Consider the following 16,436-nt stretch of genomic DNA (forward strand, 5'->3'; position numbering starts at 1 on the left):
CTCGCCCCCTCCGCTCCAGGCTTCGTGCTTTTCGGCGGGCGATTCTGAGTTCAGCGACCGTTGCGTGCCACCAGCCCCTGTCCGTTTCTGACGATCCGGCAGCACGCCGGGCCGGCCATGTTCCGATCAATTCAGCCAGTGTCGCCGGCCGCCAACGGCCCCAAACAAGATCGATGTGCGCACCCACCAAGTGCGGATAGGACGCTGTCAAATCCGCGGTTCGACAGATTCATTAGTGATTTCGGTAAAGATGACGATACCGCATTGCTGCGTTGCCACAGCCTTGCCAACAGGAGGTAAATCATCAGGTGGCAGGGGATAGCGATGCCGCCTGCGTTCAGCATGCCGCAACTTGGCGGCCTTATATTCCTCCGAATTTCTGGACGCTTCCCTTCGCCGCTTCCTCTTCTCTGGTTCCGCCCGGTGGGCGGACCTTTCGATGCTTGGCCAGCGGCGCCTCAACTCCTCGTAGGAGCGAAAAGGCACCTTCCAAGCCCGCAGTTCGCCATCCCAGCTGGCCCATGGAACGGCTTGCATTTCCTCAACAACCGCTCGCGATAGGGCGTGCGGATGCGCAGGTCGTCGGCGATTGCCAGATACCGGCTCGATAGAGGCTCGAAGGCGAAGGCGTCTCGTCCCTTGGCGTCATCATGCGCTGCGCGCGGAGCCGCCTCTTGTGCTAACCAGCGCTGGATCCGCCGCGACGCGCTTTTTCCCGGCACGAACCAACTCCTGCGCTCGTAGCTCCACCTGGCCCGCGGAAGTACCTGTCGAAACCGCTCAATCGCCTTTCGATCGTACGCAAAGCGCGCTTCGCACCAGGAATTGGCCGCGGTGCGGCAGGGCGGTCGGAATCTTCCATCAGATTGCGAATGGCAGCAATGCTCATAAAGAACGCGGCGCAGGCCATTTGGGCTCAACAACGCCACCGCGGGCTTCTATGTCACAGCCGCGAGCGGCCGCATGCGGAAACTTTCACCGCGCTGAACCGTTAATTGTGCTCCGGAGAGGGTCGATTGATGCCCAGACGAGACGCCAAGCATCCAGCGGTCCCACGGCGAGCGAGACCTCGCTCGCGTCCCCTTAAAGGCGAAGAGGCGGAAGTGGACCACATCGTGGAGACCCAAAACATATCGCCAACCCAGGCGCGAGAGCTTGTGCGGCGTCACGGAAACGATTGGCGAAAGATCGATGAAGCTGCAAAGTCTTATAAGGACGACAGCTAGGCACTTCCGAGCCGGGCGACCGAAGTTGCCGGAGACAACCCGGCGAACGGTTTCGGCTTGAGATGGCGAATGATCACCATCGCAACCTTCAACGTAAACGGCGTCAACGGACGACTGCCGGTCCTGCTCAAGTGGCTCAACGAAACTACACACGACGTCGTTTGTCTTCAGGAACTAAAAACGTCGGACGAGAAGTTTCCTGTCGGCGCCCTCAATGATGCCGGTTATGGTGCCATCTGGCACGGCCAGAAATCTTACAACGGGGTGGCAATTCTTGCCCGCGGCAGACAGCCCTTGCAGCGCAGGAGCGGCCTGCCGGGCGACCCCGACGATACCCATAGCCGATATATCGAAGCCGAAGTCGGAGGACTGGTGATCGGCTGCATCTACCTGCCGAACGGAAATCCCGCACCAGGCCCCAAATTTGACTACAAGCTCAGTTGGTTCCAGCGTCTGACCAGCTATGCCCAGACACTGCTCAAATACAACACGGTCCTGTGCGGCGACTATAATGTGGTGCCCACAGCCTCCGATGCAGTGGTGCCGGCGCGCTGGCTGGCCGATGCCGTTTATTTTCCAGAGTCTCGTCAGGCTTACGCCGATATGTTGACGATGGGCTGGACCGATGCCGTAAGGCGCATCCACCCGGAAAAAGGTGTTTACACCTACTGGAATTTCTCCAACCGGCACGGTTACGATCGCAGCTCTGGCCTGCGGATGGATCATCTCCTGATCAGCCCCGCTCTTTCGCCTAGACTCCAAGGCGCCGGTGTCGATGTCTTAGTGCGCGGCTGGGAGAAGCCAAGCGATCATGCACCGGCCTGGATCGAGCTGAATTGGCCAGGCAAGAGCCACTGACCGGCCATGGGGCAAATTAACCCGAGCGGTTCATTTGTGATCGCGACCCGACAAACGCCCTAGCAGGCCGTTGAAAAAGTCGCTCGCCGTCGAGCCATGAGCGTGATTCGTTGGCTCCGAAGGGATTCGGAGGTGAAGGGTGCGCGGCGGCGACGATCGAACTGGCGAGTTGTTCAGCTACGTGGACCATGAGGCGCGGGTGCGACGAGATCATCCGCTGCGGGCCATTCGTGCGATCGTGAACGAGGCGCTGTCGGCGCTGGAGGGGGAGTTCGCGGCGCTGTATTCGTCGATCGGGCGGCCATCGATCCCGCCCGAGAAGGTGCTCAGAGCGATGCTGTTGCAGGCATTCTATTCGATCCGCTCGGAGCGGCTTTTGATGGAGCGGCTGGAATACGATCTCTTATTCTGCTGGTTCGTCGGCATCGGCGTCGACGATGCGGCATGGAACCCTTCAGTGTTCTCGAAGAATCGTGACCGGCTGCTGGAAGGCGACGTCGCGGCGAAATTCCTGGCGGCGGTCTTGGCACAGCCCAAGGTGAAAAAACTTCTGTCGACGGACCACTTCTCGGTCGACGGCACGCTGATTGAGGCCTGGGCCTCGATGAAGAGCGTCAAAGCGAAGGACGGTTCGGACGAGCCACCGGCGCAAGGCGATGGGCGCAACACCGAAGCGGATTTCCATGGCCGGAAGCGATCGAACGACACGCATGTCTCGACCGCCGATCCGGACGCCAGGCTATACCGCAAGGGCAAAGGCAAAGAGACCAAGCTGTGCTTCATGGGGCATGAGCTGATGGAGAACCGCCATGGTCTGCTGGTCGATGCCTGCCTGACGCTGGCCGACGGACATGCCGAGCGGGTGGCTGCGCTGCACATCATCGAGCCTCGTGCCGACCGGCCGGGCGCGGTCACGCTCGGCGCCGACAATGCCTATGACGCGGAGGACTTCGTCAACGAGTTGCGCTCGATGCGGGTGACACCGCACGTGGCGCAGAACACGAACGGGCGAAGTTCGGCGATCGATCGCCGCACGACCCGGCACGGCGGCTATGCCGTCAGCCAGTGTATCCGCAAGCGGATCGAGGAAGCTTTCGGTTGGATCAAGACGGTCGCCGGGCAGCCGAAGACCAAGTTGCGCGGTCGCGACCGCGTTGGGTGGGCCTTCACCTTCGCGGCTGCCGCCTACAACCTGGTGCGGCTGCCCAAGCTCATGGCGGTGCCGATATGACTGTGGCCGCAGGCTGCCAGTTGATCGGCCGCTGGCGCATCGTGGAAGCCGATCTGTGGGATCGCAGCTACCTGAACCTCGGCGGCCCCGCCATGATCGCCATTGGCGGCGACAACAATGGCGAGATCGCCCTTGGCGTCCTGCAAGCCGGCCTCGACCTCATCTACAGCCCGTCGATGGTTCACTTCACATGGGCCGGATGTGACGAGATGGACGAAGTCACAGGCGACGGCCACGCCGAACTGCTCGACGACGGCTCGATCGAGATCACATTCACCTACCACAACGGCGAGGAGGCCATCCTCAAGGCTATACGGCAGACTTCTTCAACAGCAGCCTGCTAGGGGCCGCGGTTCCGCGTCGGCCGCAATCCTGAGCATCAAAAGCAATGGCATGTCTTCCGTGGGAAGAGCGCGCCAACCGGCGCAAGGCTGCGCCACAAGGCCCAACGCTATTCAGAAAGCGGGTTCGGCCAGTGCGGAGAGATCTGATGAAGTTGTCTCATGACCGTTCGCGCATGGACCGGATCCGCAATCTAGCCCAGCTCGGGCTTCGCCGCTTGACGCGAGGCCTCATGGGCGTAAGCTTAGTGCGTAACTAGACTATATATTCCATAAAACTGGAACCTGGAGGAGAACGAATGAAGCGCGTACTGCAAGTCGTCGCGTCGTTCGCCGCATTGCTGCCGGCGCTGGCATGGGCTGAACCGCAGAAGGGGGGTGTGATCGACGTCGCCACCGTCGGCGAGCCTCCGACATTGGATCCAATGGCATCGACCGCCGATCTGGTCGGCATCATCACGCAGCACATTTACGAGACGCTCTATACGTTCGACAACAAGTGGGGCATCACGCCGCTCCTGGCCGCCGACCTGCCGACGATATCGCCGGACGGACTAACTTACACGATCCCGCTAAGGACGGGCGTCAAGTTCCATGACGGTTCCGATATGACATCGGCCGATGTCATGGCCTCGCTGAAACGCTGGATGAAGGTGGCGACGCGCGGCAAGCAGGCGGCGGACGTCATAAGCTCGCTCGACGCCCTCGACGAGAAGACGGTCAAGATTACGCTAAAGAAGCCCTACGCGCCGCTGCTGTCTCTTTTGTCGCTCAACAATGCGGCGGCCATCATCATCCCCTCTGAAAATGCCGACGAAGATCCGCTGACAAAGTTCATCGGAACCGGGCCTTACATGCTCAAGGACCGTAAGCCGGATCAGTTCATCCAACTCGCCCGCTTCGATGGCTACAGGTCCCGCGACGGAGAGCCGGATGGCTATGGCGGGGCAAGGAAACAATATCTGGACGAAATTCGCTTCGTGCCTGTTCCGGATCCCAATACGCGCGTCGAGGGCGCCGTCGCCGGCCAGTTCGCCTATGCCGATTCTCTTCCTGTCGAATCCTACGACAAGATTTCCGGCGGCAAGACAAAGCCACTTATCTTGAAGCCGTTCGGCTGGCCCGTGTTCGTGATGAACACCAAACAGGGACTGAATTCCGACGTCCGTATCCGCAAGGCCATCCAGGCAGCGCTGGCGCCTGAGGATATGCTGCTCGCCGCCTTCGGTTCCAAGGATTTCTATGCAGTCGATGGTGCCATGTATCCGGAAGGCTTCGCCTGGCATTCGAACACTGGTACCGAAGCCTACAAGCCCGAGGGCGACACCGAGAAGGCCGCCGCACTGCTCAAGGAAGCCGGCTATGACGGCAAGCCGCTGCGCATCCTGACCAGCCGCCAGTACGAATTCCACTACAAGATGGCACAAGTGGCTCAGGCCTATCTGGAGCAGGCCGGCTTCAAGGTCCAACTCGATGTCGTCGAATGGGCGACACTGACCAAGAACCGCACCGATCCGGCGCTGTGGGACATCTACATCACCCACAGTCCCTTTCTCGCCGAGCCGTCCCTCAACGGCTTCATGTCCGACAACACCCCGGGCTGGTGGTCGAGCGACGCCAAGCACAAGGTGCTGGACGCATTCAACTCCGAGGCCGATCCGGCCAAGCGCGCCAAGCTCTACGAAAACGTCCAGAAGGTGATCTACGACGAAGCGGCGGTTTACAAGGTCGGCGATTTCAACGCCCTGGCCGCAGAGGTGCCGAACCTCAAGGGCGTCACGCCCGCGCCCTGGCCCTATTTCTGGAATGCTTATCTGGAAGGCAAATAGCCGTACCTCCTGCCTTTCCCCTTTGCTTGGGGAAAGGCAGCCGGGCATCCGCCCGGCGAGGCCGCCGGCCGGCGGCCCGCTCAGACAACCAGCCACGGGACGATTTCAACACGGATGCTCCGCTCGGTTCTCAACAGGCTTCTCGGCATGATTGTGGTCATGGCCCTGGTCGCCACCATCGTCTTCGTGATCGTGCGGGTGACGCCCGGCGACCCGGCCGCGGTCATGCTCGGGCCCGACGCGACGGCCGCCGATATTGCCGCGCTTCGCACCAAACTCGGGCTTGACGGCTCGATCCTGGAACAGTTCTGGCGCTACATCGCCGGCGTGTTGCAGGGGGATTTCGGCCAGTCGATCTTCCTCAACGAGCCGGTCACCACGGCCCTTGCCCAGCGCGCTGAACCGACCTTCTTTCTCACGGTGCTCTCGCTGCTGATTGCCAGTGTGATCGCGCTTCCGGTGGGCATCCTCTCCGCTTACAGGCGCGGCTCGCTTTTCGACCAGGCAGCCACCACGATCGCCATGTTCGCGGCAAGCGTTCCGAGCTTCTGGCTGGGCCTGCTGTTCATCCAGTTCTTTGCCGTCAGGCTCGGCTGGTTCGACACGTCGGGATATGGCGGCCCCGGCGCCTCCTTCGGCGACCGCATCGCTCATCTCGTGCTGCCGGCGCTGGCGCTCGGCCTGGTCAGTTCGGCCTTGATCACGCGCTTCACGCGCGCCTCAATGCTGGACGTTCTTAACGATGACTACGTCCGCACCGCGCGCTCCAAGGGCATGAGCGAGTGGCGCGTGGTGCTCAAACACGCCCTCAAGAATGCGCTTATCCCTATCCTCACCGTGATCGGCCTGACGGCGGCGCTGCTGATTTCGGGAGCCGTCGTCACTGAAACCGTGTTCGGGCTGCCTGGGGTCGGCAGCCTGGTCGTCTCGGCGGTGCTGCGGCGTGATTATCCGGTCATCCAGGGCGCGCTGCTGGTTATCGCCGGCCTTTACGTGCTGGTCAATTTCATCATCGACATGCTCTACATCCTCGTCGATCCCCGGGTGCGCTACTGATGGCCGCGATCGCCCCCCCGCTGCATCAGGAAGCCCACCTGCTGTCACGGCTGCTGGGCCGCCCGACGGCGGCGATTGGACTGGCCGTGCTCGTGGCTATTGCAGTGGCGGCGATTTTGGCGCCCGTCATCGCGCCCTACGCACCGACCAAGCTTTCGATCGCGAGCCGGCTACATCCCCCGAGCCTCGAGCATCTGTTCGGCACCGACGATCTAGGCCGTGACGTTTTCACGCGCATGCTCTATGCCGCGCGCACCTCCCTCTCCGTCGGCTTCTCAGTCGTCGTCCTTTCATCGGCGATCGGCATCGTCCTTGGCCTGATGGCCGGCTTCTTCAGGAAGCTCGACACCCCCCTTTCGCGGCTGATCGACGCCATGATGGCGTTCCCCGATATTCTGCTTGCAATTGCCCTTGTGGCGGCACTCGGTGCAACGGCAACCAACGTCGTGGTGGCGCTCGGCATCGTCTATGCGCCGAGACTGGGGCGGGTTGTGCGCGCCTCAACCTTGGTGATCCGCGAACTGCCCTATGTCGAGGCGGCGCGCGCGCTCGGCGTGCCGACGCCCGTCATCCTGGTGCGTCACGTACTGCGCAACGTCGCCTCCCCCATCCTGGTGCAGGGAACCTTCGTCTTCGCCAACGCCATCCTGGCCGAAGCCGGGCTGTCTTTCCTCGGCGTCGGCATCTCTCCCGACATCCCGACATGGGGCACGATGATCGCGGTCGGCCGCCAGTACATGGACCAGGCCGGCTGGATCATGATGTTTCCGGGCGCTGCCGTCGTCATCACCGTGCTGGCCCTGCAACTGGTCGGCGACGGCCTGCGCGACCTTCTCGATCCCCGTCTGGCAAAGGACATCTGATGTTTGGCAACCGTTTTTCCGAAACGAAGCAACCGCTTCTGATCAGGGGCGCCAAGCCAGTGGCTTTCGGCGATCGTTTCGGCCCTACCATCGACGTGCTCGTCGACAAGGACGGATGCATCGCGGAGATCGGCTCGACGATTGCCGCCGGCGACGACGTGAAGGTGGTGGAAGCGAATGGCGCGTTCCTGTCGCCCGGCTGGGCCGATCTGCATGTCCATGTGTGGTATGGCGGCACCGACATCTCCATACGGCCCCAGCAGTGTGGGGCCAATCGCGGCGTCACCACCATGGTCGACGCGGGTTCTGCCGGCGAGGCCAATTTCCACGGCTTTCGCGAATTCATCATCGAACCGGCACAGGAGAACATCTATGCCTTCCTCAACATTGGTTCGATCGGGCTGGTTGCCTGCAACAGGGTGAGCGAGCTGATCGACATGCGCTCGATCGACATCGACCGCACGATCGCCACCATCGAAGCCAATCGCGACGTCATCGTCGGACTGAAGGTGCGGGCAAGCCATGTCATCACCGGCGGTTGGGATCTGACGCCAGTCAAGCTGGCCAAGAAGCTCGGCCGCATCGTCAAGCTGCCAGTGATGGTGCATGTCGGAGAGCCACCGCCCCTCTATGACGACATTCTCGGCTTGCTCACCGAAGGCGACATCGTCACCCATTGCTTCAACGGCAAGGCCGGCGGCTCGATCATCGAGGACGATGACCTCTACCGTCTGGCGGAGGACGCGGCGTCGCGCGGCATCGTGCTCGATGTCGGCCATGGCGGGGCGTCCTTCTCGTTCGACGTCGCCAAGGCAGCGCTGGAACGCGGCCTGCCGCCGAAGACGATCTCGACCGACCTGCATAACCGTTCGATCGACGGGGCCGTATGGGACATGCCGACGACCATGTCGAAGCTGCTCTCGCTCGGCATGGCGTTCGAGGACGTGGTGACGGCATCGACCGTGGCGCCGCGGCGTGCCATCCGGATTGCCGCCGACGAGTTGCTGGAAAAAGGCAAGCCGGCCGAATTCACGTTGTTCGATCTGGTCGATGCCGCGCTGACGGTGAAGGATTCACAAGGCGCAACCAGTGTGCTGCAACAGCTGTTCGAACCGCGCTACGCAATTCTGGGTGCGAACGCAGTCCAAGCCCATCGGCACGTGCCGGCCGCGGATGGCGGTGACGGCAGTCCTGCCTGTCCTCATTGCGGATGGAAATCTTGAGCGACGTTCCGGCCTCGGACGTGATCCTGTCGGTCCAGGACCTCAGAGCCTGGTTCGTGACACGCCGCGTCACCGCCAAGGCGGTCGATGGCGTCACTTTCGACCTGAAACGAGGGGAAACGCTGGCCGTGGTCGGCGAATCCGGTTCGGGAAAATCAGTCACCAGCCTGTCGATCATGGGGCTTCTGTCGAGACCAGGCCGGATCGCTGGTGGAAAAATCCTGTTTCGCAACCGAGCCGGAAGGGTCGACGATCTCGCGAGCTTCGCCGCGAAGGATTTCCGCCCTATCCGCGGTAAGGAGATCGCGATGATCTTTCAGGAGCCGATGACCAGCCTCAACCCCCTTTACAGCGTCGGCGACCAGATTGGAGAAATGATTGCGCTACACGAACCGGTCGGCCGGCAGGAAGCGCGCAGACGAGCCCTGGAAATGCTGCGGCATGTCGAGATCCCCGATGCCACATCGCGCCTGGACGATTATCCGCACCAGATGTCGGGCGGCATGCGCCAGCGCGTGATGATCGCGATGGCGCTTGCCTGCAATCCTTCGCTGCTGATCGCCGACGAGCCGACGACGGCGCTCGACGTGACGATCCAGGCACAGATTCTCGATCTCTTGCGACGGCTGCAGCAGCAGTTCGGCATGTCAATCCTGTTCATCACCCACAATCTGGGTGTCGTCGCCGAGATCGCGCACAATGTCGTGGTCATGTATGCCGGCCGCGTCGTCGAGCAGGCGCCCGTCAACGATCTGTTCGCGCATCAGCACCATCCCTATACGCGCGGCCTGCTTGCCTGCACGCCCAATGCAGCGCGCGACGTCGATGCGGCCGGCGAGCGCAAAACACTGTACTCCATCCGCGGCAGCGTGCCGCCCATCACCGCATTGCCGCCCGGCTGCGCCTTCGAGCCGCGCTGCGACTATGCAATCGCCCCGTGCCGGGCAGCCCCGCCACCGTTGATGCCGGCGGGCTCCGCAGGGTTCTCCCGCTGCATCCGGAGCGCCGAATTATGATTGCCGACGCTGAAACCAATACCACGACACAAGCAGCCCCCCTGCTCAGCGTCCAGGCACTGACAAAGCGCTTCCCCGCGCGCAACGGGCGTGTCGTACACGCCGTGGAGGACGTCAGTTTCGAGGTCAAGCGCGGCTCGACGGTCGGTCTGGTCGGTGAATCCGGATCCGGCAAGACCACGGCCGGTCGCGCCATCTTGCGCCTGGTCGAGCCGACCAGCGGCAAAGCCCTGTTCAACGGCGTCGATCTCTTCTCGCTGTCGGCACGCGAGATGCGGGCCTATCGGCAAAAGCTGCAGATCGTGTTCCAAGACCCCTTCTCCAGCCTCAATCCGCGCCTGCGTATCAGCGCAATACTCGGCGAAGCACTCGATGCCCGCGGCTATTTGCGCGGCAAGGCGCGGCAGGACCGCATTGCCGAGCTTCTTGCCCTTGTCGGCCTCTCACCCGATCATGCCTCCCGCTACCCGCACGAATTTTCAGGTGGCCAGCGCCAACGGATCGGCATTGCCCGGGCACTCGCGGTCGAGCCGGAATTCATTGTCGCCGACGAGCCGGTTTCGGCGCTCGACGTCTCGGTGCAAGCGCAGGTGCTCAACCTGATTGGCGATCTGCAAAAGCGGCTTGGCCTGACGCTGCTCTTCATCGCACATGACCTCTCGGTGGTCGAATATCTGTGCGACGAAGTTGTGGTCATGTATCTCGGCCGGGTGATGGAACGCGGCCCGAGCCGGCTGGTCTATGCGGCGCCGCGGCATCCCTACACTAAGGCCCTGCTGGCAACCGCGCCGGTGCCGGATCCAACGCGCCGGCGCATCCATGTACCGCTTTCCGGCGATATTCCGAGCCCGATCGATCCGCCGTCGGGCTGCGTCTTCCGCACTCGCTGTCCCGAAGCGATCGCAGCCTGCGCCGCCGCAATCCCGCCGATTTCGCCAATCGGCGGTGGACATCACGTGGCGTGCATACGCCACGACGAAAAAGCAGACTGACTGGAGTTCGCATATGACTTTTTCCGAGCCGACGAAGCGATCGGAAAACTCACCCTATGACCGGCTGAAGGCGCTGGGCATCACACTGCCCAAGGCGCCACCGCCAATCGCCAATTTCGTCACCTACGTTCAGGAAGGCAAGCTTCTGTTCCTGTCCGGCCAGGGGCCGACCGAGGCTGACGGCATGCAGCACACCGGCAAGGTCGGCGGCAACGTGACGGTCGAGCAGGCCTACGCGCATGCACGACTGACCGGCATCAACCTGCTTGCCGTGATGCATTCGTCGCTCAATGATTTGACCCGTGTGCGGCGGGTGGTGAAACTACTCGGCATGGTCAACGCCGTGCCCGATTTCGCCGACCATCCTGCTGTCATCAATGGCTGCTCGGATCTGTTCATCGACGTCTTCGGTCGAGCGGGGATCCACGCGCGCTCGGCTGTCGGGCACGGTTCGCTGCCTGGCCAAATCACCGTCGAGATCGAAGCCATCATCGCCATCGATTGAGTTGCCATCAAGGAGCACCGCCGCCATGCCGACTGACGATATCCGTCGCCGCCTTGACTTGAGACCGGTCATCAATGTTTCCGGCACGATGACCTCGCTCGGCGCGTCCATCGTAGTGCCGGATGCCGTCGAAGCGGTGGCGGCCATCCTGACCGAATTCGTCGAAATGGGTGACTTGCATCGCCGCGCCAGCACCGTGATCGCCGACCTGACCGGTGCCGAAGCCGGCTTCATTACGGCATCCTGCTCGGCGGCGATCAGCCTGGCAGTGGCAGCCTGCATGACCGGACCGGATCTGGCGGCGATCGAATGCCTGCCCGACACGGCCGGGCTGAAGGACGAGGTGGTCATCCAGTCCGGGCATATGGTGAGCTACGGCGCACCCATAGAGCAGGCGATCCGCATTGCCGGAGCCAAAGTCGTGCCGGTCGGCCAGGCAACAAGTGCCGCTGCCTACCAACTCGCCGGCGCCATTACCGAAAACACCGCGGCCGCCGTCTACGTCGTCTCACACCACGTGGTGGGCTACGCGCAAATCCCCTTGAAGATTTTCGCCGAAGTGGCCCATGCGCACAACGTACCGGTGATTGTCGATGCGGCGTCGGAATACGATCTGAAGGGCTTCCTGGCCGATGGAGCCGACCTGGTTCTTTATTCCGGTCACAAGTTCCTCGGTGGCCCGACCTCGGGCATCGTTGCCGGATCCAAGGCAAGGGTGCGCGACGTCTATCTGCAAAATCGCGGCATTGGCCGCGGCATGAAGGTTGGCAAGGAAGGCATCGTCGGCGCTGTGGCCGCCCTGCAGGCGTGGAAAACACGCGACCATGACGGCATCCGCGCCCGCGAACGCAAGGCGCTCGACTGCTGGCTCGAGGCGCTCGATGGCCGGCCGGGCATAGTCGCCGAGATCGTCCCGGATCCGACCAACAATCCCCTCGACCGCTTGAAACTGTCGGTCGACCCCAGGGAGGCGCGCATTGCCGCCTGGGATCTGGCCGACCGCCTCGCTGCCGGCGACCCTCCGGTCATCGTGCGCGACCATGAGGTCGAGCACGGCTATTTCTTCCTCGACCCCTGCAATCTGCATCCGGATGAGGAGCTTGTCGTGGCAGAGCGGCTGGCCGTGGAACTGGATCAGGCGCGCAAGTCGAACGTGATGGCGGCCACGTCCTTTGAGGAGCGCCTGCGCGCACGCGAAGCGGCGATCCTGAAATGGCTGGATTGATATCAGGTCTCGCAAACAGCCATTCCGTTCAACATTTGCCTTCAGAAAGATGTCCGAACCAATGACCAGGACAGTGGACCAAATTGAAGCGGCGCCAATCGCGGCGCCTGAGCCGCGCCGCTCGCGCACCAGCGGCATCGACCGGGCGCTGCAGATCCTCGATTATCTGCAGAAGGTGGAGCGGCCGGCGACCGCCTACGAGATCGCCCGCGACATAGGCGCGCCGCTGTCGACCATCTATGTGATCGTTGACGACCTTGTGGAAAAGGAGTTGCTTGACCGGCAGGACAATCGCCTGATTTGGCTCGGGCCTCGCCTCTACCACTATGGTTTGACCTATGCGCGCACCCTTGATCTTCTCAATGTCGCGATCCAGGAGATGCACGAGCTTGCTCACAGTTCGGGCGAAACCATCCAGATTTGCGGGCGCGATGGCGATCAAATGGTGGTGCTCGCCATGAAGGAGGGCAAGGATCACTTCCAGGTGACCTCGCGCGTAGGCACTCGCAGCCCCCTCAACTGGACCGCCTCAGGCCGCATGCTGGTCGGCCACTTGCCGGAAGAGGAACGCCGCGCCATTTTTGCGCGCTCGGCAACGGCGTCCCCGACCGGCCGAGCCGAAACGGATGAGGAGGTGCTGGCGAGCGCGGCGGCTGCGGCGCTCGAACAACGCCTCTCGATCCAGGCCGGTGAATCCGACTTCTCGGTGGCGTGCATCGCCGCCCCCATATGCGACGGCGAGGGGGCTTGCAGGGCGACGATTTCCATCGTGGTTCCCGATATCAAGCTGAAGCAGAAGAATCCGGATCTGGTCGACCTGGTCAAAGCCAGCGCCAGGCGCATCGAATCCCGGTTGGGCTGGCGCAGCGCAAGGTGACCAACAACGGCGCCCGATCGGCATCCCACCGGCGCTTTCTTGGCGTCTAGTCCAGGTCGAGGCGCGGCTGCCAGCAACTATGGACGCTGCAGCAGGTCCGGCTGAGCCCTGAGCTCGGCAGCGGCGGCCTCGTGGACGACATGGCAGTTGCTTAGAATATAGACGCGGGTCGCGAGCGCGAGAGTCGGCAAGGTTCTGCTCGACCAGCACGGTGGTCTGCCCTGCCAGCGCCAGTTCGCGGCAGGCGCGCACCATGAAAGGCCGGTGCGCCTTTTGCTCGAGATCCACGCACGCCTTTTAGAGGTGGGACATGCACAAGAGGCAAGCTTCGCAGGGAAATCATGGCCGACGTCCTCGGATTGAGCGTGCCACATCTTATCGCGTCCTGCAGAAGCTGCGGCGCCCAGCAGCTCATCACCAGCAATGCGCACCTCATCGAATTGACGGATCTGGCGGGCCTGCGAAGGTTAGCGCAGTACCAGCCGCTGGTGCTCGCCCCGATCCCTTTGCCGCGGCGCTAGGATTGATCCGGGCGGAGCAATCCGGATAACCGGGTTCGACGAATTAAGCTCGGTCACCGAAAATAACAGTTGCTGCCAAGTGCGAAGCGGTTGCCGATCATCGTTCCGTAGCGTGCGCCGGCGAGCGGGCGCATGCCAAGCGTCGCTTGGTCGCCAGGCTCGAGTGCGGCGCCGTTGGCAGCGATCACCGCCGCCAGTCCGCCCGGACCCTCCACCGCGACTTCCATCGCTGCCACGGACCAACAGGCGAGCTGGCCCGTGCGCCCAGGGCGCAACGGCTCACTCAGCTTGCTCTTCTGAGAAGGTTGGTCACGGCAATTCGGCTAAGCGAGGCACAAAATATTCAGCGGCCGGTTTTGTCCTCAGGCATGCGCTTCTGAACAAGCGGCAATGGCTTGCTCCTGGACCAGCTGCCGTGATACACCCCGAGCGCTGCGATGCCGTGCACTACGGGTTTCGCAGCGCTCCCACGAGGTAGGATTGTCGATGAAAAAGTCCGCGATTGTCGTCGCTGCAAACGACAACCGTACCGCACAGCCATCCGCTTCCCGGCGCAAATTCGTCGAAGCGGATGCAGCGCCGGCGGATTTACAGGCAGGAAGAGAAGAGCCGACAGAAGCCCGCACCCTGACAGCGTTGCAAATGTTTTGTCGCGTGGCGGGCGTCTAGATCGTCTCTGAGCCGGCTGCTTCATCCAGCCGGCATGGAACAGGCTCTAAATTGCCGACCCGCTGTATCTGGCCGCTTCCTTCCACAATGCGAGCGCAAGGGCAGGAGTCCGTCCTTTCACCGCATATTCGCGATCCCGGTAGCTTCCCGCCGCGATCCATACAGTTTTCGAACGTTGGTAGATCGTAATGCCCCGTGCGTTCGCCCGCGCGAACAGATCTGCGTCATTTCGATACATTGGTTCCAACCCCCGTGACCCCTCGAGGGGTAAGGTGCAACGAACATGCCAAGTTTACGCGCGTAGCTAATATTACACATCACAGAGCTGCCAGATGCGCCATTGAAGTGCACTTCCAGCCTCAGCGCTAAGGTGTCCCGTGGGTGTTTCCGCTGTATTGCACGTGAACTGGCGCCAGGTAACAGAATAGCGCGATCCGGAAACATTTGCTTAAAATTGTATTCCTTGGCCATCGGTGCCGGCGAACCCTCATGGCGGTTCGTCGCGCCAGATCACCCGACGCTCCCAACGGATCTCGACCAGCCTGCGAAAGCGGATCGTCTGCAATTCCTGGCCGACAGGGTGGAACAGCTCGGCGTTCATTGAACGCTTCTCGCCGCATGTCTGGCAACGGACCTTGGCGCGCACCTCGTCTATGGTGATGTTCCCAATGACCTCGCGCAATTCAGCCGGCTTGTAGAAGCGCTTGATATTGCAGTGGCCACAGCGGAGGCGCACCACCTGCCCTGCGTTATGGGCATTCAATAGTTTCCAAGGCACGCCGCGCGGCCATCGTTCGGGTTGTTCCGGCATAGCCTGAAATGAGGAACATATTCCTCCAAGGTCAAGGGGCGCTTGACATTTTCGTTCCTATTTTGTTCACCCCTCGCAGGATAACCACAGCACGGCGCTGACGGCGATCGGTATCTGAGGAGAGATCCGTGTCCGACCATGTATTGCCTAGCCAGAAAAAGCCGAAGCTGATCGTTGTCGTTGCGTTTGACCGTGGCGACGAAGGCGATCTCTGTAGCGCATACGGGCCGACGGATCAGCAAAGCGAGGAACGGGCAGTTCGTACGGCCAAGGCGCTGGCTTCCAAACATATCGGCGTCATTGCATGGAGCCGCGATGCCGACCCGGCGCTTGGCGACTACGGACCGCCCACAACGCTATTTGTCAGCGGCGACGTACCCGACATGGAATAGCCGCAAGGTTCGATGCGCGCTACGAGCTTTCGGGGCGCACCGTCTCCACGGCGAGCGATCCGGTCGGAAGCGGTCGCAGAAGCTCGGCCTCGGGCTTCGTCAGGTTAATCCAGGCTCCCCAATTCTCCGGTTGGAGGACTACGACCTGCCGATTGTGATACGGCGCGACATCCGGCCCAGGCTCGGTCGTCAACATGGTGAAGGTCGGCGGCTTGTTGCCGACAGCGTCACGCCAGAGTCCCGCGATGGCCATGAACGGAGAGCCGTTGAGCGTGAAGCGATGTTTTGCCTTGGGATATTTCGTGCCGGTGAATTCGAAGAAGGCGGAAGCAGGGATGAGGCAGCGTTTACTGCCGCCGAACTGACGCCCTTCCGAGCGGAAGTTGAACACAGGCCCGCCCTTCGGACCGGATGGTGGAAATCCGAATGTCATCGAAGCGAGCTCGATGGCGTCGTCAGCGGCGGCGCGCATTATCGGTGCCGGGTCGTTAATATGAATATCATCCGCCTGCGGCAGATCGAGCTCGGTTTGGTGGGTCGGGATTTCAAGCGCGAGCGATGCCATCATCCGGCAATATTCGGCCCAGAGTACATGCTGCTCGTAGTCATTGCACATGAAAGAGGCTCCTTGCTCATCCGAAAGTAATTCCGGTGAGCATTTTTTAGCGCCCACAAAGGCTTATCTTGTCCACGCCCTATTAACAAAGGTTAATTCCAATGGTTCGGGCGCGTTTTGCTGGTACATTTCTTTGGCGGAGCTCCAACCCGCAGGCCGGCGTCCCTCGGCAGGTTACTTACCCC

The 16,436-nt window shown here is 62.0% G+C and carries 18 protein-coding genes and 2 pseudogenes; 15 read left to right on the forward strand and 5 right to left on the reverse strand.

The genetic code is table 11. The features are described 5' to 3' along the window. Positions 1-905, reverse strand: a pseudogene (locus LB566_RS30635) (hypothetical protein); the annotation flags it as partial. 390 nt (positions 906-1,295) lie between these two features. On the opposite strand from LB566_RS30635, the gene xth reads away from it, so the two are divergent. The 12 genes from xth to LB566_RS30180 all read left to right on the forward strand — a co-directional run bounded on the left by xth (position 1,296) and on the right by LB566_RS30180 (position 13,242). After that, complete coding sequence (gene xth / locus LB566_RS30125) at positions 1,296-2,084, forward strand: exodeoxyribonuclease III (RefSeq protein WP_224629781.1); 789 nt, start codon at positions 1,296-1,298, stop codon at positions 2,082-2,084. A 139-nt stretch (positions 2,085-2,223) separates the two neighbouring features. Then, positions 2,224-3,315, forward strand: a complete 1,092-nt coding sequence (locus LB566_RS30130) for an IS5 family transposase (protein WP_140554013.1) — start codon at positions 2,224-2,226, stop codon at positions 3,313-3,315. Beyond that, positions 3,312-3,659, forward strand: coding sequence for a hypothetical protein (locus tag LB566_RS30135; RefSeq protein WP_140554011.1), 348 nt, complete (start codon positions 3,312-3,314; stop codon positions 3,657-3,659). Before LB566_RS30130 ends, LB566_RS30135 begins: the two co-directional genes overlap by 4 nt. Positions 3,660-3,955: 296 nt before the next feature. Then, positions 3,956-5,485, forward strand: a complete 1,530-nt coding sequence (locus tag LB566_RS30140) for an ABC transporter substrate-binding protein (RefSeq protein ID WP_224629782.1) — start codon at positions 3,956-3,958, stop codon at positions 5,483-5,485. 114 nt (positions 5,486-5,599) lie between these two features. Beyond that, the gene (locus LB566_RS30145; RefSeq protein ID WP_181172652.1) at positions 5,600-6,541 is read left to right on the forward strand and encodes an ABC transporter permease; all 942 of its coding nucleotides are present in this window, start codon (positions 5,600-5,602) and stop codon (positions 6,539-6,541) included. Next, complete coding sequence (locus LB566_RS30150) at positions 6,541-7,404, forward strand: ABC transporter permease (protein WP_140554008.1); 864 nt, start codon at positions 6,541-6,543, stop codon at positions 7,402-7,404. The genes LB566_RS30145 and LB566_RS30150 overlap by 1 nt, the downstream gene beginning before the upstream one ends. After that, positions 7,404-8,627 (forward strand): amidohydrolase/deacetylase family metallohydrolase, encoded by a 1,224-nt coding sequence (locus LB566_RS30155; RefSeq protein ID WP_140554006.1) that lies wholly within the window; start codon positions 7,404-7,406, stop codon positions 8,625-8,627. Before LB566_RS30150 ends, LB566_RS30155 begins: the two co-directional genes overlap by 1 nt. Next, entirely contained in the window at positions 8,615-9,643 is a 1,029-nt protein-coding gene (locus tag LB566_RS30160; protein ID WP_140554005.1) for an ABC transporter ATP-binding protein, read from the forward strand. Before LB566_RS30155 ends, LB566_RS30160 begins: the two co-directional genes overlap by 13 nt. After that, positions 9,640-10,635, forward strand: a complete 996-nt coding sequence (locus tag LB566_RS30165) for an ABC transporter ATP-binding protein (RefSeq protein ID WP_140554003.1) — start codon at positions 9,640-9,642, stop codon at positions 10,633-10,635. The genes LB566_RS30160 and LB566_RS30165 overlap by 4 nt, the downstream gene beginning before the upstream one ends. A 13-nt stretch (positions 10,636-10,648) precedes the next feature. Beyond that, the gene (locus tag LB566_RS30170; RefSeq protein WP_140554002.1) at positions 10,649-11,140 is read left to right on the forward strand and encodes a RidA family protein; all 492 of its coding nucleotides are present in this window, start codon (positions 10,649-10,651) and stop codon (positions 11,138-11,140) included. A 25-nt stretch (positions 11,141-11,165) separates the two neighbouring features. Further along, complete coding sequence (locus LB566_RS30175; protein ID WP_224629784.1) at positions 11,166-12,365, forward strand: aminotransferase class V-fold PLP-dependent enzyme; 1,200 nt, start codon at positions 11,166-11,168, stop codon at positions 12,363-12,365. A gap of 61 nt (positions 12,366-12,426) precedes the next feature. Next, entirely contained in the window at positions 12,427-13,242 is an 816-nt protein-coding gene (locus LB566_RS30180; protein ID WP_224629785.1) for an IclR family transcriptional regulator, read from the forward strand. A gap of 77 nt (positions 13,243-13,319) precedes the next feature. Here LB566_RS30180 and LB566_RS30535 read toward each other — a convergent pair. After that, positions 13,320-13,497: pseudogene (locus tag LB566_RS30535) on the reverse strand (ABC transporter ATP-binding protein); the annotation flags it as partial. Positions 13,498-13,583: 86 nt separating this feature from the next. Here LB566_RS30535 and LB566_RS30185 point away from each other — a divergent pair. Then, positions 13,584-13,763: a hypothetical protein gene (locus LB566_RS30185; RefSeq protein ID WP_140553996.1), complete on the forward strand. Its 180-nt coding sequence runs from the start codon at positions 13,584-13,586 to the stop codon at positions 13,761-13,763. A 53-nt stretch (positions 13,764-13,816) separates the two neighbouring features. On the opposite strand, the gene LB566_RS30190 is transcribed toward LB566_RS30185, so the two are convergent. Next, the gene (locus LB566_RS30190) at positions 13,817-13,990 is read right to left on the reverse strand and encodes a hypothetical protein (protein ID WP_181172651.1); all 174 of its coding nucleotides are present in this window, start codon (positions 13,988-13,990) and stop codon (positions 13,817-13,819) included. Positions 13,991-14,249: 259 nt separating this feature from the next. Here LB566_RS30190 and LB566_RS30195 point away from each other — a divergent pair, with 259 nt between their 5' ends. Next, entirely contained in the window at positions 14,250-14,432 is a 183-nt protein-coding gene (locus LB566_RS30195; protein ID WP_140553995.1) for a hypothetical protein, read from the forward strand. Between the two features lie 487 nt (positions 14,433-14,919). Here LB566_RS30195 and LB566_RS30200 read toward each other — a convergent pair whose 3' ends face one another. After that, positions 14,920-15,168 carry a hypothetical protein gene (locus LB566_RS30200; protein ID WP_224629786.1) on the reverse strand — a complete coding sequence of 83 codons (249 nt, stop codon included), beginning with the start codon at positions 15,166-15,168 and terminating at the stop codon, positions 14,920-14,922. Positions 15,169-15,371: 203 nt separating this feature from the next. Between LB566_RS30200 and LB566_RS30205 the strand changes: the two genes are divergently transcribed. Then, positions 15,372-15,635 (forward strand): hypothetical protein, encoded by a 264-nt coding sequence (locus LB566_RS30205; RefSeq protein WP_181172650.1) that lies wholly within the window; start codon positions 15,372-15,374, stop codon positions 15,633-15,635. A gap of 19 nt (positions 15,636-15,654) precedes the next feature. Here LB566_RS30205 and LB566_RS30210 read toward each other — a convergent pair whose 3' ends face one another. Next, positions 15,655-16,251 carry an SOS response-associated peptidase gene (locus LB566_RS30210; RefSeq protein ID WP_140553992.1) on the reverse strand — a complete coding sequence of 199 codons (597 nt, stop codon included), beginning with the start codon at positions 16,249-16,251 and terminating at the stop codon, positions 15,655-15,657. Positions 16,252-16,436 lie beyond the last annotated feature (185 nt).

It is taken from the genome of Mesorhizobium sp. CA13 (assembly GCF_020165235.1).
Classification (GTDB): Bacteria; Pseudomonadota; Alphaproteobacteria; order Rhizobiales; family Rhizobiaceae; genus Mesorhizobium.